The organism is Corynebacterium ulceribovis DSM 45146 (assembly GCF_000372445.1).
Lineage (GTDB): Bacteria > Actinomycetota > Actinomycetes > Mycobacteriales > Mycobacteriaceae > Corynebacterium > Corynebacterium ulceribovis.
The window spans coordinates 1-15,566 of sequence record NZ_AQUY01000004.1 but is presented as its reverse complement, the minus strand read 5'-3'; the positions used below and the strand labels follow the sequence as shown (position 1 = coordinate 15,566).

Genomic DNA, 15,566 nt, shown 5'->3' with positions numbered 1-15,566 from the left:
GATCATGAAGCTGATCCTCACCGCCGAAGTTGACAACCTCGGTGTTCCAGGCGACATCGTTGAGGTCAAGGCAGGCTACGGACGTAACTACCTGCTTCCTCGTGGGCTGGCCATGGTGGCTACCCGCGGTGCTGAGAAGCAGATCGAGGGCATTCGTCGTGCCCAGGAGGCTCGCGCAATCCGCGACCTCGACCACGCACGTGAAGTCAAGGCTGAGCTGGAAGCTCTCGAAGGCCTGACTGTGTCTCTGAAGGCTGCCCAGGGTGGCAAGCTCTTCGGTTCCGTCACTCCTGCAGACATCGTGGCTGCAGTGAAGAAGGCAAACGGCCGTTCTCTGGACAAGCGCTCCGTTGAACTGGCTCCAGGCGAAGTCAAGACCACCGGCAAGTTCCGGGTTCAGGTCAAGCTGCACGACGATATCGCCGCAACCGTGAAGTACGAGGTCGTGGCTGCCTAATTAGGCACTGCACGGCGGCCGACAGCAGACGTTAGACATCTGCAGTCTGGCCACATGACAACAGCAAACAACGGCCCCAAACTCTTCGTGCCCAACGCCATTGGGTGACTGGAGTTTGGGGTCGTTGTCTTTTTGCCCTGCACTTTCGGCAAGTGGATGCTGAGTTATCCACAGGGGGTGTGAATAGGTTGGGGACTTACCCACATTGGCTGTGGATAATTCGGGATAAAGTAAACGCCTCAAGTGACAGCAGACCTGAAGTGGACACGATCCGGTAACCGGCGATCAACTAAACGGATTGGCAATTAAGGTTGCCAACTTTCCGAAGGTGCGCTAGGGCTGACTGATATTGCAGGTGAAACACTGTTTTGAAGCGTTGTTGCAGTAACTGTCGTTGCTTCATGTCAATCAGCAGTTTGTCACCATGCTTGACCAGTGACTTTACCAACTGTTCACTTTTCATCCCCATTCTTCTCCACAGAGCCTGTGGATAACTGGCCTGCGAGTATGCAGTTTTAGGGCCAGAACATGCATTGAATCCACATCGGTCGGGCGAGTTTCCACAGTTATACCCAGCCCGGGATAGTCCACATATGAGGTGAGCCACTCCGTCAACAAGCCAAATGCCGAGGCGAAAAATACGGCACAATTGGATACAGCAACAGAACGCACAGCAAACAACTCTTCTGTTGAAACGCAGTGCGCAGTGATGGAAGATGGAGCAAATGAACTACCCAACATCAGGCTTTAATGCACCCGACTTCGGCGATGCGAGCTTCGATGACTCCGCACCACTGCCGCCCGAACCAGCGGAGCCAGCGTGGGGCCAAAACAGCGGCGGCGAGGGCCAAGGCTGGCAGAACACCGGCGGCAAGCGCGACTTTGGTGGCAACCGCGATTTCGGCGGCCGGAACAACTATGGCGGGGAAGGGCGCAACACCGCACTGGACTACGGACGGCAACCGCCCCACGATGAAGCTGCCGAGCAAGGCGTGCTGGGTGGCATGCTGCTGAGCAAAGACGCCATTCCCAATGTCATCGAAAAGCTCAAGCCAGAAGACTTCTACCGGCCTGCGCACCAGACCATCTATGAAGCCATTCTGAAGCTCTACGGCGACGGGCATGAAGTCGACGCTCTCATTGTTGGCGGTGAGCTGTCCCGCGCTGGCGTCGTTGACCGTATCGGCGGGCCGAGTTACCTGCATACTCTCGCTGCGTCAGTGCCAACGGCAGCCAATGCGCACTACTACGCCGAAATCGTTGCCGAAAAAGCAACCCTGCGCCGCCTTGTCGACGCCGGCACCCGGATCGCACAGCTGGGCTTCGCCGGGTTGGAAGGCGACGAAATCGACGGCCTAGTGGACCGTGCGCAGCAAGAAGTCTTCGGCATCGGGCAGTCCCGGTCGATGCAGGACTATGTCATCTTGGAAGACATCATTGAGCCAACCATGAACGAGCTGGACCAGCTCGCTGCCCATGGTGGTCTGGCGAACGGCACCCCAACCGGTTTTACTGAGCTCGATGCGCTGACCAACGGATTGCACGCCGGCCAGATGATTATTATCGCTGCTCGACCAGGTGTGGGTAAGTCAACCATTGCACTGGACATGATGCGCTCAGCTTCGATTGCGCATAAGCAGACCTCTGTGATTTTCAGTCTGGAAATGTCGCGCACTGAAATCATGATGCGACTGCTGTCCGCGGAGGCGAAAATTAAACTCGCCGACATGCGCGGTGGCCGTCTGAAAGACTCCGACTGGTCGGCATTGGCCAAGCGTGTCGGTGAAATTGCCGATGCGCCGCTGTTCATTGACGACTCTCCGAACATGACCATGATGGAGATTCGCTCCAAGGCGCGGCAGCTGAAACAACAACACGACCTGAAACTGATCGTGGTGGACTACCTCCAGCTGATGAGCTCCGGTAAAAAGGTGGAATCGCGTCAGCAGGAAGTTTCCGAGTTCTCCCGTCAGCTGAAGCTGCTGGCTAAGGAACTGGAAGTGCCGCTGATTGCGATTTCGCAGCTGAACCGTGGCCCGGAGAACCGACCAGACAAGCGACCACAAACCGCTGACCTTCGTGAATCCGGCTCTCTGGAGCAGGACGCCGACATGGTTATGTTGCTGTACCGGCCAGATATGGCCGAACCCGAATCGCCGTTGGCGGGCCAGGCCGAGATCATTTTGGCTAAGCACCGTGGTGGTCCTACTGGCACGGTCCGGGTGGCACAGCAGCTGCAGTACTCCCGCTTCTTTAACATGGCGGCGAACCTTGGCAACGAACCGTCGGGCTTCGAATAGGCCGATCTTTTGAGTATTCTCAGCTCCGCCCACTAGCCTGTTTACACATGTGTGCGAATGTGATGGACTTCGCCATGAATTGAGGCAGGAGTGAAGCGTTATCTCGTCCAGCAAACTGGAGAACCGAATCAGGCGGATAACTAACCCGTACGCAGCCGGAGATGACGACAGCGACGAAGCCGCTGCGCCAAAAGCACGTGGCCGGGAACAGTGGGTAGACACCGCCAAAGGCATCTGCATGTTTCTGGTTGTGCTCTATCACGCTGTCGGACAGTTCGTTGCCCACGGTTGGTATCTCGGCCCATGGGCAGCTGTCACTGAGCTGTTCGACCCGCTACGCATGCCACTGTTCTTCGTCTTGTCGGGACTATTCGCCCGCAAGGCACTATCCGGTTCCTGGCGCAGCCTAGCGGAGCGGCGCATCTGGGTGATGGTGTGGCTGTTACTGCTCTGGCCACCCATGATCGAAGGCGGTGCGCGCTTTGCCGACCAGCTTTCCTCGAACCAAGTGCCCGAATATCGGCCATACCTCGAAGTAGTGCTGGAGGGTTACATTTACCCGATGGCGAACCTGTGGTTCATTGCCGCTCTCGGAATCTTCGCTGCCGCATCGAAACTGCTGCACCGCGTGCACCCCGCCATCCAACTAGCGCTCGGCCTCACGCTGTACATTTGGTCGCCGCTGGCCGACTTCCACTGGGTATGGGATCGCATCACGACGATGTTCATCTTCTACCTCATCGGCATGTACCTCGGGCAATACATTCGTGCCGCTGCAAAGCCAGCCGCCTTTGTCGCCGCTGTCGGTGTTCTCGGTTACCTCGTGGTGCTGGGTACGGTTCGTGAATACGATCTGCATAATCTGCTTTGGCAAGACCACCCATACCTGCTGCAGTCCATTAACTTCATGGTGGCCATCTGCGGTGTCATCGCGGCAGTCCTAGCTTTCAGCGCGGTATCGAGCCACCCAACAATGCGTGTGTTTGGCTACATTGGCCGCAATACGCTGCCGGTGTATCTCATTCACGACACCCTGCTGCGCATCATGGCAAACCTGGGCGACTGGGTGATGACGCGGGAACAATCCGAGGAATGGCGTATTGGGATTTTGCCGCTGCTCGCTGCAATTCTTGCCACCGCAGCATCCCTCGGTATCCGCCGCCTGTTCGACCGCATTGGCCTGTACTGGTTCTTCGTTCGGCCGCGGTTCTTCACCGAAAAATACTGGCAGGAATACCAACCGAAGCAGCACCAACCAAAGCAGCGCCGGCCGTCGCCACTGCGCCGCGGCTCCCAAGACCAGACCTCCCAGGACCAGGACCCGTCAGGTGCGGCTAGTCGCAGCGAGCAAACCGCCGGACAGCACCACCAGCGCGATTCCCAACCAAGCAGTCAGCGGTAGCGCCTGACCAAGACCCGCCCACGCAAACAGCGCACCAAAAACTGGGTCCAAACCGAACAGCACCCCGATCGCTGGCGCCGACGACATCGTTGCCGCCAGCGCATCCACACAGAACGGCAACGCGACTGCTGCCAACCCTGCCAGCGCCACTAAGCCCAACGCGCCCGGGGCAGCATCCCACGTCCGTGCCACGGCCGGCACGCTGAACCACGACGTCAACAAGCTCGCAACAATGACCCCCATGGCGACCCCACGCAATCCCGCACCGTCCCCGCCGACGCGGGCGGTATAAACCGTGTAGAGGCCATAGAACACGGCGGCGCCGAGGCCCCACAGGTAGCCCGCTAGGTCAAACACGCCAGCTGGCCCAGCAATCATGGCGACACCAGCGAAGGCGCCGAGTCCCCACAAGCGGTGAATCGGCTTAGCCGCAAACGCCACCGCCACAAAACACGGACCCATAAAGTCCAACGTCATGGCAATACCGACCGGCAACCGAAACAGCGCCTGCTGCAGGCAAAATCCCATCCCCGCCACCGCGACACCGAACACCAGCGAGCTTTGCCACTGCAGCCGCGTGAACGCCAACGGATTCGGCCGGAACAGCACCGCCAGGACCACCGCCGCCGACGCAAACCGCAACGCCGCGATTTCCGGGGCAGTGAAGGTGTGAAACTGGCTGGTGCCCAGTACCGCGCCGAACTGCGCGCCAATAGAACCGATGCAGACCAACAGGGCTGCGCCAAGAACCTTATTCATCAGCGAGGCAGCCTACTTGCAGCCAGTGAACTGGGCGACGCGGGCGCGGGCATCGGCGAAGCGTTCCGCGGAAATCCGGCCATCGTCCACCGCCGTCGCAACTGCTTCCGCGGCGGCAGTCAGCTGCTCAGTACCCAACCACAACGGTGAATCCGCCCCAGCTGCAATCGCCGCGACGACAGCTTCGGTCACCGCCATCCGGTCCGTAATCGCTTTCATCCCGGAGAGGTCATCGGTAAACACCACACCGTCGAAAGCCGGGGTGTGACCGCCACCCAGTTTCGGGTAGCCACCAGCTTTCAGCAGCTGATACACCGCCGGGTTCAACGACGCGGGCCCTGGCTCACCGAATCCAGGCACTTCCATATGGCCCACCATGAACGCCGGCTGGTCAGTCAGCGCTGAAAAGGCCAGCAGGTCGTGCTTTTTCAGCTCCGGCAGCGGCGGGGCAGTGACCGCACCGGCATGGGAATCTCCCACTACGCTGCCATGGCCCGGGAAGTGCTTGACCACCGGTTTAATGCCACCGGCGGCGAGCCCATCGGCAAACACGGCAGCATACTCAGCAGCCACTTTCGGGTCATCGGAGAACGCGCGGTCACCAATCACGGTCGTCGCATCCGGCACATCAACATCCGCATTCGGGGCGAAGTCCACGCTCAGCCCCAGCGCCACCATCTTCTCTGCGTGACCTTTCGCCAGGTCATGAACCTGCTGCGGCGTCATGGTGCGAGCCATTTCGGCAGGTGTCGGCAGCGCGCCCAGTTCACCGGAAAGCCGCTGCACTCGGCCACCTTCTTCATCAATGGTGACCATCAGATGCCCATCGGCGGCGCCCTGCAGAGTCTTCAGGTCCGCGCCGGGCGTATGCAGCATCGACATGTCCGTCCACGAGCCAATGAAAACACCGCCCGCCCCGCGCGCCACCGCAGCAGCCGCATCGTCGTAGTTCGCCACCCCAACGGTCATCAGCGTTGTCGCTAGCTGCACCAATTCCAAGTGACTGAGCTTGCCAATGTCCCCGGCCGATGGCGTTTGGCACCGGATAGGTTGTGGGGTGCTTGTTGACGAAGACGGGGCCGACGCCGAGCTGCCGCCGCTGGTGCTGCTGCTTGCCGTCGCGCTTGCAGACGTGGTGTTCTCCACCGGAGGCTCAGCAGTATCGGGGGATCCGCAGCCAGAAAGGACAAGCCCGGTCAGGGCTATAACGGCAACAACACCACGGCGAGTGCTGCTGCGGTGGCTGTCGCTGCGGCGGGCACTGCGCTTAGAAGAGCCCCGAAATTTGTCCAAGTTCATCAATATCTATCCCATTCGCTGCTGGCTGTTTCGGCAGACCAGGCAAAGTCATAACGTCGCCAGTCAAAGCAACAATAAAACCGGCGCCGATCCGTGGGACCAGCGACCTCACATTCAGGGTATGTCCTGTCGGAGCGCCCAACTTGGTTGGGTCATCAGAGAAGGAATATTGGGTCTTTGACACACAGACCGGCAACGTATCCCACCCATTTGCCCGCAAAAATAGCAGGTCCTTTTCCGCCTGGGCCGATAGCTGCACCCCGGAAGCGCCGTAAATGCGCTGCGCGATGGTCTGCAAGGATTCCAGCAGGCCACGGCCTGGGTCGTAGATAGGGTGCGAATCGTGGGCATGATCCGCCATGGTGGCAAGCACGGTCTCGGCCAGCTCAGCCGCACCAGCACCGCCATCAGCCCAGACCGTGGTTTCCGCCAGCGCAGTATGGTGCTCCCGAGCCCACTGCCGCAGGTACTCGCGCTCAGCTTCGGTATCAGACGTGAACAGGTTCAGCGCAATAACGGGCTCCACCCCGAACTGGCGAATATTCTCGCAGTGCCGCTGCACATTCACCAGCCCATCAGCCAGCGCATCGAGGTCCGGCTCCGTCAGTGCTGTCCGATCCGCGCCGCCGTTAAACTTGATCGACCGAATAGTGGTCACCACCACTGCCGCAGCCACCTGCAGTTCGCCAGCACGAGCAGTGATGTCGAAGAATTTTTCTGCGCCAAGGTCAGAGCCGAAACCAGCTTCCGTCAGCACATAGTCCGCATGGTCCAGTGCTGTGGTGGTGGCCACCAGCGAATTGCAGCCGTGGGCAATATTGGCGAACGGCCCACCATGAACCAGAGCTGGCGTCCCGCCCAAGGTCTGCACCAGATTCGGGTTCATCGCATCGCGCATCAGCGCCGCCAATGCCCCAGCCACTCCGAGGTCCGAAACCGTGACCGGCACGCGGCTATACGTCGAACCAATAACAATCCGACCAAGACGAGCCCGAAGATCGGCCATATCCGTCGCTAAGCACAACACCGCCATAATTTCGGAGGCCGCGGTGATGTCGAACCCGGCTTCCCGCGGGGTGCCCTGGCCCGGACCACCCAGACCGGTGATGATATTGCGCAGCGACCGGTCGTTGACATCGAGGCAGCGGCGCCACGTGATGCGGCACGGGTCAATATTGAGTGCGTTGCCGTGCTGGATGTGGTTGTCGATCAGGGCGGCGAGGGTGTTGGTGGCGGCGGTAATGGCGTGGAAGTCGCCGGTGAAATGCAGATTAATGTCTGCCATCGGCACGATCTGCGCATACCCGCCGCCGGCCGCGCCACCTTTAATCCCCATCACCGGACCTTGCGACGGTTCCCGCAACGTGACAATGCTGCGTTTTCCGGCTGCCGTCAACGCATCCGCCAACCCGATAAGAACTGTGGATTTGCCTTCGCCAGCTGGGGTGGGGGAGGTCGCGGTGACCAAAATGAGTTTGCCGCGCCGAGCCGGGGCCTGCTGCTGTGCGGCAGCAAGATCCACTTTCGCCATGGAACGCCCATAGGGGATGAGGGTGTCATCGGGCAGTCCGGCGCGGCGGGCAATGTCGGACATCGGCAGCAACTGGTGTGCCGCCGCGATGTCGATATCACTGGGCTGAGAGGCACTCATACCCACAAAGTTACCCGCGGGAACCGCCGAAGGTTCGCAGTCGTTGGGCGTTAAGAACCACAAACACCGACGAAAATGCCATCGCCGCACCGGCCCACATTGGCCCCAGTAGCCCAATGGCCGCCACCGGAATCAGCACCACATTGTAGGCAAACGCCCAGAACAAGTTGCCTTTAATATTGCGCAATGTCGCTCGCGACAATTCAATGGCATCGACAGCGGCCAGTAGGTCACCGCGCACCAAGGTGATATCGGAGGCTTCAATCGCCGAGTCGGTGCCAGTGCCCATCGACAGTCCCAAATCTGCGGCAGTCAGGGCGGCAGCATCGTTGACGCCGTCGCCGACCATCGCGACAATCTTGCCGTCGTGCTGCAGGTCAGTAATCACTTGCGCCTTCTCATCAGGCAGCACATCCGCGATGACATCCTCAGTAGCGATGCCCACTTGCTTAGCCACTGCCTGCGCGGTCGCAGCGTTATCGCCAGTCAGCAGCATTGGCCGGAGCCCCAACTCGCGCAGTTTGCCAATGGCATCGGCGCTGGACGGCTTCACCGTGTCCGAAATGGTGATGACTCCGGCAGGGTTATCGTCAATAAGCACCGAAATTGGGGTGGTACCGGCGGCTTGGGCCTGCTCAATCTCGGCCTGCAGCGCCGGGGCGGTGGACTTGCCCACGGTGACCTTCCGGCCTTCGACGGTGCCTTCCACACCGATGCCAGCAGTGCTATGGAAGCTGTCTACCTGCGGCAATGCGGTATCCGGGTGGTTGTCGTTGTAGTGCTTGGTGACGGCGCGGGCCAACGGATGCTCAGAAGCATTCTCGGCTGCGGCAGCCAAGCGCAGCACCTCGTCCGCTGTGAAACCTTCGGCAGCGAAAACGTGGTCCACCGACATGTCGCCCGTGGTGACCGTGCCAGTTTTATCCAACACAATCGTGTCGACGCGGCGGGTCGACTCCAGCACCTCTGGGCCCTTAATGATGAGGCCGAGGGAAGCACCCTTGCCCGATGCCACCATCAACGACATTGGGGTGGCTAGGCCGAGGGCGCAAGGGCAGGCGATAATCATGACCGCAACGGCGGCGGTGAAGGATTCTGCGGTGGTGGAACCGAGCCACAGGTGCACAATCAGCGTGAGGATGGACACCACAATGACCGTCGGCACGAAGAACTGCGAAATGCGGTCGACGAGTCGCTGAACTGGTGCCTTTCGGGCTTGGGCTTCTTCCACCAGGCGGGCCATCTGCGCGAGTGTGGTGTTATTGCCAACGCGGGTGGCCGTGACAATCAACCGGCCGGAAGTGTTCACCGAAGCACCGGTTACCGTGTCGCCTGGGCCGACCTCTACCGGCACAGATTCGCCAGTGAGCATCGATTCATCGACCGCGCTGTGGCCATCATCGATGGTGCCGTCGGTAGCGATTTTCTCGCCCGGCCGCACCACAAACTGCTCGCCGAGCTGCAGCTGCTCAGCGGAAATCCGCTGCTCCTGCCCGCCGCGGATGACACTGACTTCTTTCGCGCCGAGCTGCAAAATGCTACGCAACGCTGCCGCGGAAGAACGCTTAGCCTTGGCCTCGAGCCAGCGGCCAAACAGCAGGAACAGGATGACACCGGCGGCAGCCTCCAGATAAATATCTGCCATGCCGTGACCGTGGCTACCGGTAAAGGACATGGACATTTCCAGGCCAGGTTCGCCTGCTCCGCCCCAGAGCAGGGCGTACACGCTCCACCAGTAAGCGGCTGAGGTGCCGAGGGTGATGAGCGTATCCATGGACACCGCGCCGTGGCGCAGGTTCCGCAGGGTGACACTGTGGAATGGCCAGCCGCCCCAGAAGTACACCGGGGAGGCCAGCGCGAAGACAATCCATTGCCAAAAGCGGAATTGCAGCGCTGGGACCATGGATAGTGCCATCACGGGGATGGTCAGCAGCGCAGTAACAATCAGGCGCTGCTTGAGGCTGGCGATATGAAGCGCAGCGGCATCCTCGGTGGCGGAGGTTTCGGCCGAGGCAGGTGTGGCCTCAGCGGTATCAGCGGGTTGTGCTGTTGGCTCGGGTTGCGGTTGCGGTAGTTCAGCGCCGTAGCCCGTGGCCTCGATGGTGGCCTTCAGGTCGTCTGGTGTGACTGCGTCGGCGTCGTATTCAACTTGGGCGGTTTCCGTCGCGAAGTTCACCACGGCCGCCACTCCGTCCATCTTGTTAAGTTTGCGCTCCACCCGAGACGAGCAAGAAGTACAGGTCATCCCGGAAACTGGAATATTGATCTTCGTCATGGCGACATCAGCCATGTCACTCGCCCCTTTTCTGGGAAGCGTTTGGTTAAAGCATTAAATTATTCGACTACTTGGTAGCCGGCCTCGACGACAGCAGCGTCGATGTCAGCGTCGGTGAAACCTTCACCGGAGACGGTCATGCGGCCTTCATCGATGGAGACATCGACATCTTCGACACCGAGGACCTGCCCAACTTCGTCCTTGACTGCCGCTGCACAGTGTCCACAGGTCATTCCCCGGATCGTGAAGTTCTTGGTTGCCATAGTGGCTTTCCTCCTTGGTGGAAACTGTAAAACGATACTTGTCGCTTCACCTTAGTTAGGTAGTGAATACAACAGACCTGAGGCTCCAATTAATCCCCAGGCCACGGCAAACCCTAGTGAGCTATATCACTGCTCGATGGTTCTTTGCTGGCGGTGCGCAGCTCTAGGGCATCGTCAAAAAGCAAAAAACATGTGGCTGGAATAGTGGGGCCGTCGGTAGCGTTGTGGTGGGTAAGCAAAGAGAAACTGACTGCAGAGGATTCGAATATGGCAACCGTTGAACTGACCGCCGAGAATTTCATGGACACCGTGGGCAAGGAAGGCATTGTGCTTGTCGACGCATGGGCCGAGTGGTGTGGCCCTTGTAAGGCATTTGGCCCAATTTACGAGCGTGTGTCCGAGAGCCACCCAGAGCACACCTTCGGCAAGCTGGACACCGAAGCGAACCAGCAGATCGCTGCATCTCTGGAAATCCAGTCCATCCCAACCATCTTCGCGTTCCGCGACGGCATCCTGCTGTTCCGCCAAGCTGGTCTGCTGCCAGAAGCAGCGCTGGAAGACCTCATCTCCCAGCTTGAAGGCTTGGACATGGACGAAGTGAAGAAGGAAATCGAAGCACAGATGGCTGCAGAGGCAGCTGGCGACGAAGAGAAGTAAGTTCAGCTGCGGCTGAGCGGACAATGGCTATCGGAGCGATCCGGTAGCCATTTTTTGTGGCGGCTACTCCGCGCGGGCTTGTTTGCGTAGCAGCCAGCCAGCAGAAAAACCGAGAATGAGGGCGACAAGCATGCCCGTCACCCACTTGGTGGTCGGGGATTTTGGCAAAACATTGGAGTCGGCAGCAGCTTCTGGGGCTTCGGGCACCGTAATTGCTCGGGAACTCGGTCCACTTTCGGCCACTTTGCCTTCTGGGAACACGGTTCGTACCGCCTCGGTGACATCTTCCGGGTTGGAGTTTCCGGAGAGCACGACCATGACGAACTGATTATTCGGACCGAAAATGCCGGTGGAATTATTAATCAGGCGGCCATCCCACCCGTTCTTCGTGCCGACAGTTTCTTCGGGGAGTCCACCACGGACGCCGAAGTCCTGGTCCATCATGCCGTAGGAGAATTTCGGCACCGAGTGCATGAGTTCTGCGAAATAGATGGTTTCACGCTGACCCAGGCCGCCGTCGCCATCGAGAACTCCGCCGAGGAAGGTAGCCATATCAGCGGCCGTCGACTGCGCGCCGGGCCAAAAGCCGACATCACGGGTGTTTTCCAAGCCGTAACGTTCCGCAACTTCACCAACAAGTTGTGTGCCACCGTAGCGCTCCCACAACAGATCGGTGGCTTCATTGTCCGACAGCCGAATCATGTTGTCGCGGGCGAGCATGTCCTCCAGAGACGTCTCATCCACTGTCATTTCTGGGTCTTTCCCAGGGGAGGCGGCGTGCGACTTTTTGCCATCCTTGTCATCTTCCGGATGGGTGTAGTTGTGGAAGGCAACCTGCTCCGCAATCAGGATTTTGGTGACACTAGCCAGCGGGAAGGTTTGGTCACCGGTGTCGTTGGTCAGCAGCATTCCGGAGTGGCGGTCCAGCAGCGCAATTCCGACGCGGCCGCCTTTGGCCTGAAAATCAGCGGACGCTTGGTCAATTCTGTGCTGCAGTTCCGTTTTCGATGCGGTTAGCGACGGAGCAGGGGGTTCAGTGGTTGCTGTTCCTTGAGCCTGAAAAGACACCGGTGGCGCGGCATTTCCGGGGTGTGCAGCGGCAACTGGTGCGCTGAGTGAAATCAGGGCAGTAGCTGCGGCGATTGCAATGGGCGCCGAGTACGTCCGGGTAATTGACATGGTTGCAATCATAGAAGGAATGTAAAGACGGCTGCGCGACAAGGCGGGCTTTCTGCGACGTTTCCGTCTGCAAAACTGTGCTGACCTCCGTAGGATCGGGGATTACTGAAGTAAATAGAAATTGCTCTCAAAGGAGTGTCGACATGGCGAACCCGTTTTCTAAGGGTTGGAAGTACATGATGAGTGCTTTCGACCAGAAGATTGACGAGAATGCTGACCCGCAGGTGCAGATTAACCAGGCAGTTGAGCAGTCGAAGAAGCAGCACGCTGACATTCAGCGGCAGGCGGCGGCCGTCATCGGCAACAAGAAGCAGTTAGAAATGAAGATGAACCGAATGGTTCAACAGGTGCAGAAGCTGCAGGAGCAGACTCGCCAGGCACTGACTTTGGCGGACAAGGCAGCTGCCGAAGGTGACACGCAGAAGGCTGCCGAGTTTGGTAATACTGCCGAAGTTTTAGCATCGCAGCTAGTGAGCACCGAGCAGGAGCTGGAGCAGACCAAGTCGCTGCACCAGCAGGCCGAACAAGCTGCAGCGCAGGCACAGGCCCAGGCGAAGGAATCTGAGGTTCGCCTGAAGGAGCAGTTGGACTCGCTAGGCCAGTTGCGTAGCCAGGCGGCGCAGGCAGAGATGCAACAGAAGACGACTGAGGCCATGGACACCATGGGCCAGTTCACCGCGGATCGCAATGTGCCGACTTTGGACCAGGTGCGCGACAAGATTGAGCAGCGTTACGCTAACGCGTTGGGCTCGCAGGCACTGATGGAAGACAATTTGCAGGGCCGGATGGCGGAAATTACTTCTGCCGGCACCGATTTGAAGGCAAATGCGCGGTTGGCAGAGATTCGCGCGCAGATGCAGGGCGGTGCAGCTGGCTCTGAGCTGACCACTGGCGCAGAGCAGCAGCAGGCTATTGGTGCAGGCGATGGCGGAGATGCGAATGCTGAAGCTTCTGACATGGGCACTGCCGCAGCTTCGGAGCCAAATCCAGCGCAGCCGAATGAGGCGGACGCGGAGGCAGCTGAGGTCGACGGCGAACTGATTGATACCCCAGAAGTGGATGATGCTGAGCTAGATGAGAACCCGTGGGGTCCGCAGTCCAACGCATAATTGCGTGCCATCACACATGGTGACGTAGAACGAAACGAAAACGGGGCGACATCGCATTGTGTCGCCCTGTTTCCCGCTCCGCACTCAGCTCGGCAGTGTTTTGCTGCCGGTTGTGGCTAGCCGTTTCGCAGGTTCATCAGTACCGCGCGGATTCCGGAGTGGAAGCCATCGCGCAGATTGACGCGCTGCGATTCCGTCAGCGTGTATTCATGCAGAGTTTCGCAGGCAAACTGCAGTAGCGGCCGGTCAATGTCTGGCGGTAGTCCGCCTCCGGACAGCAGGTGCGCTTTGTCGCGCTGGTCTTCGGTGGCGGCTTGTTCGTACCACCACGTGGCGTACTGTTGGCCGACGTCATACGGGGTTTGGAACCCGGCAGACGACCACACTTCATTCGGAAGCGGTACGTAGCGGGACCGCAGCTTTCGGCGCGGCGCCATCATGGAAGGGTTTGGCCGGCCAGCAGATGGGCCCGGTTTTGGCACTGGCGTTGGTGCCGGATCAGTAGAGGTCGTTGCGGTTTGCGGCGTAGCTGCTTCCTCTGCAGCTTCCGTTGCTGCTTCTACTTGCGCCGCTGTTGCCGCCTCCACTGCTTCGGTCGACGGTTCCGCTTCGGAGCCATCAACTGCAGGTGGCTGCCCACCGATTGGTCCGTGTTGTGCCCATCGCGAGGTGTTCATCGGCCGGGTCAAGTCCGACGGCCGTACAGTTTCGGTGCGGATTTCTGCCTGCACCGTTTCGCGTTCAGCCAGGTCAACTTCCGCTTCTACGTCTGCGGCTAGTTCCGCAGCAGCCTCAGCTGCGGTGTCGTCAGCTGGGCGAGTGGTTGGTGTGGCTGGTGCTTCCTCGTCCTGCTCGGCAGCGTCGTTGCTGTCAGCGGTTTCNGCATTGTCGTCAGCAGGGCGGATGACAGGTGGCAGTGGGCCTTCTAGCGGTTGCAGCTGCATTGCTGCTTCGAAGTCCTCCCGCGGATCGAGGATGGTCGTCGAATCGCAGGCATGGCGCAATACCGATGCCATGGAATCCCATCCGAAGCCATATAGATGCACCCGCACACCCATCTGCGTAACTTCTTGCACGCCCGGCAGCATGTCAGCGTCACCACTGACCAGCACCATGTCGGAGACTTGGCGGCCGACAGCAGCCAGCACCATATCCACAACTAGGCGCGTGTCGACTCCCTTTTGGGTTCGGCGGTCGCCCCATTCAATGAGTTGGCCGGCACGTAGCTGCACGCCGTTGATATTGCGCAGTGCACGTTGGTACCGGTGCGGCCCGGTTTCCGGAATGCCGTCGAACCACAGCTGGCGGTGAATTGGTTGCCCCAGCTGCTGGGTAATCATGCGGTCAAGGACGCTAACAACTTCAGGTAGGTCGATTTCTAATTGGCCGCGGGCTCCGGAGTCCCAGGAGTTATAGAAGCTTGCAAGTAAATATGAGGTGTCGACAAAGACAAGTGTGCGTTCAAGCATGGCTCCCGTTTCCGTGGCTAAAAAGGCTAAATCTGTTTTCCACCAGTGTGCCTTAAAACAAAAAGTGGCGTAGCTCTTCCCCTCAATTACGCGTGTGCGCTGCACGCTTTCCCGAGTGCGCCTGCGATGCGCACCTTGTCCCTGACGTTTCGAGTCGCTGTTGGAGCAGTCAACTCCGTGTCAGTCCACCGCCGCGCCGCTAGTCCCCGCCCGATTGATTGCCCCACTTCCTATAGATAGGAGACCGCCGCGGTGGTCCCCGTTTTAGCTTTGCGACGTAGTGGGGCTGTCTTATGTAGCTGTGCGGCGTTGCCGCAGGGCATCAAGCGAACGACAAATGGCTTGCTATGAAGTTAAATTTAGGTGAAAACAGCAGTCGACCTGCGGGTTTGTGAACGGTTTGGGTGCTGTGTAGTGTTTATCGAGTCAGCGCGGCCGGGGTCCGGTCGGGTTGGGGCTGCACTGGTTTACAGGTTGTTCAGAGGCTGTTTGCTTCTGGTTCGCTTGTTTGTTAGTGTGGTTCTTCGCTGCTGAAAGCGCTTGCCGGTGGGTGGGTGTGACAGTGTGCGTGTGTTTTTTGAGAACTCAATAGTGTGCCGATGTACAAATTATTTTTGTTTGTTTGAGCGGTTTTGTGTGATTACCGGGAGTTTTTCGGTTTTTACTTGAGCTGCCTGCTGCGCGCATAGGTTGTGTGTGGTGTGGTGGTGCAAAATCGTGTGGTGTGTTTTTGTCCTGTCAAGGGG

At 59.2% G+C, this 15,566-nt stretch carries 12 protein-coding genes; 5 read left to right on the top strand and 7 right to left on the bottom strand.

Going from position 1 to position 15,566, the window contains the following annotated elements:
- Positions 1-4 precede the first annotated feature (4 nt).
- From rplI to A3EC_RS0109905, 3 genes are all read left to right on the top strand, one after another.
- Entirely contained in the window at positions 5-457 is a 453-nt protein-coding gene (gene rplI / locus A3EC_RS0109920; RefSeq protein WP_018025035.1) for a 50S ribosomal protein L9, read from the top strand.
- Between the two features lie 716 nt (positions 458-1,173).
- Positions 1,174-2,757 carry a replicative DNA helicase gene (gene dnaB / locus A3EC_RS0109910; protein WP_018025033.1) on the top strand — a complete coding sequence of 528 codons (1,584 nt, stop codon included), beginning with the start codon at positions 1,174-1,176 and terminating at the stop codon, positions 2,755-2,757.
- A 100-nt stretch (positions 2,758-2,857) separates the two neighbouring features.
- On the top strand, positions 2,858-4,159 hold the full coding sequence (locus A3EC_RS0109905; RefSeq protein ID WP_342661863.1) for an acyltransferase family protein: 1,302 nt from the start codon (positions 2,858-2,860) through the stop codon (positions 4,157-4,159).
- Here the strand turns inward: A3EC_RS0109905 and A3EC_RS12115 are convergent.
- The 5 genes from A3EC_RS12115 to A3EC_RS0109880 are packed head-to-tail and all read right to left on the bottom strand — an operon-like array spanning position 4,082 to position 10,406.
- Positions 4,082-4,918 (bottom strand): EamA family transporter, encoded by an 837-nt coding sequence (locus A3EC_RS12115; RefSeq protein WP_018025031.1) that lies wholly within the window; start codon positions 4,916-4,918, stop codon positions 4,082-4,084. The two genes, A3EC_RS0109905 and A3EC_RS12115, sit on opposite strands and share 78 nt — an antisense overlap.
- A 12-nt stretch (positions 4,919-4,930) precedes the next feature.
- The gene (locus tag A3EC_RS0109895; protein WP_083880025.1) at positions 4,931-6,217 is read right to left on the bottom strand and encodes a glycoside hydrolase family 3 N-terminal domain-containing protein; all 1,287 of its coding nucleotides are present in this window, start codon (positions 6,215-6,217) and stop codon (positions 4,931-4,933) included.
- Complete coding sequence (locus A3EC_RS0109890; RefSeq protein ID WP_018025029.1) at positions 6,186-7,868, bottom strand: formate--tetrahydrofolate ligase; 1,683 nt, start codon at positions 7,866-7,868, stop codon at positions 6,186-6,188. The genes A3EC_RS0109895 and A3EC_RS0109890 overlap by 32 nt, the downstream gene beginning before the upstream one ends.
- A gap of 10 nt (positions 7,869-7,878) precedes the next feature.
- Positions 7,879-10,158 (bottom strand): heavy metal translocating P-type ATPase, encoded by a 2,280-nt coding sequence (locus A3EC_RS0109885; RefSeq protein WP_018025028.1) that lies wholly within the window; start codon positions 10,156-10,158, stop codon positions 7,879-7,881.
- A gap of 44 nt (positions 10,159-10,202) precedes the next feature.
- Positions 10,203-10,406: a heavy-metal-associated domain-containing protein gene (locus A3EC_RS0109880; protein ID WP_018025027.1), complete on the bottom strand. Its 204-nt coding sequence runs from the start codon at positions 10,404-10,406 to the stop codon at positions 10,203-10,205.
- A 267-nt stretch (positions 10,407-10,673) separates the two neighbouring features.
- Between A3EC_RS0109880 and A3EC_RS0109875 the strand changes: the two genes are divergently transcribed.
- Complete coding sequence (locus A3EC_RS0109875; protein ID WP_018025026.1) at positions 10,674-11,063, top strand: thioredoxin family protein; 390 nt, start codon at positions 10,674-10,676, stop codon at positions 11,061-11,063.
- Between the two features lie 63 nt (positions 11,064-11,126).
- Here A3EC_RS0109875 and A3EC_RS0109870 read toward each other — a convergent pair whose 3' ends face one another.
- The gene (locus A3EC_RS0109870; RefSeq protein ID WP_169331409.1) at positions 11,127-12,242 is read right to left on the bottom strand and encodes a serine hydrolase; all 1,116 of its coding nucleotides are present in this window, start codon (positions 12,240-12,242) and stop codon (positions 11,127-11,129) included.
- Between the two features lie 143 nt (positions 12,243-12,385).
- Between A3EC_RS0109870 and A3EC_RS12110 the strand changes: the two genes are divergently transcribed.
- A complete protein-coding gene (locus A3EC_RS12110; RefSeq protein WP_018025024.1) occupies positions 12,386-13,351 on the top strand; it encodes a PspA/IM30 family protein in 966 nt (321 codons plus the stop codon).
- 116 nt (positions 13,352-13,467) lie between these two features.
- On the opposite strand, the gene A3EC_RS0109860 is transcribed toward A3EC_RS12110, so the two are convergent.
- Positions 13,468-14,820 (bottom strand): NYN domain-containing protein, encoded by a 1,353-nt coding sequence (locus A3EC_RS0109860; RefSeq protein ID WP_018025023.1) that lies wholly within the window; start codon positions 14,818-14,820, stop codon positions 13,468-13,470.
- Between the last annotated feature and the right edge of the window lie 746 nt (positions 14,821-15,566).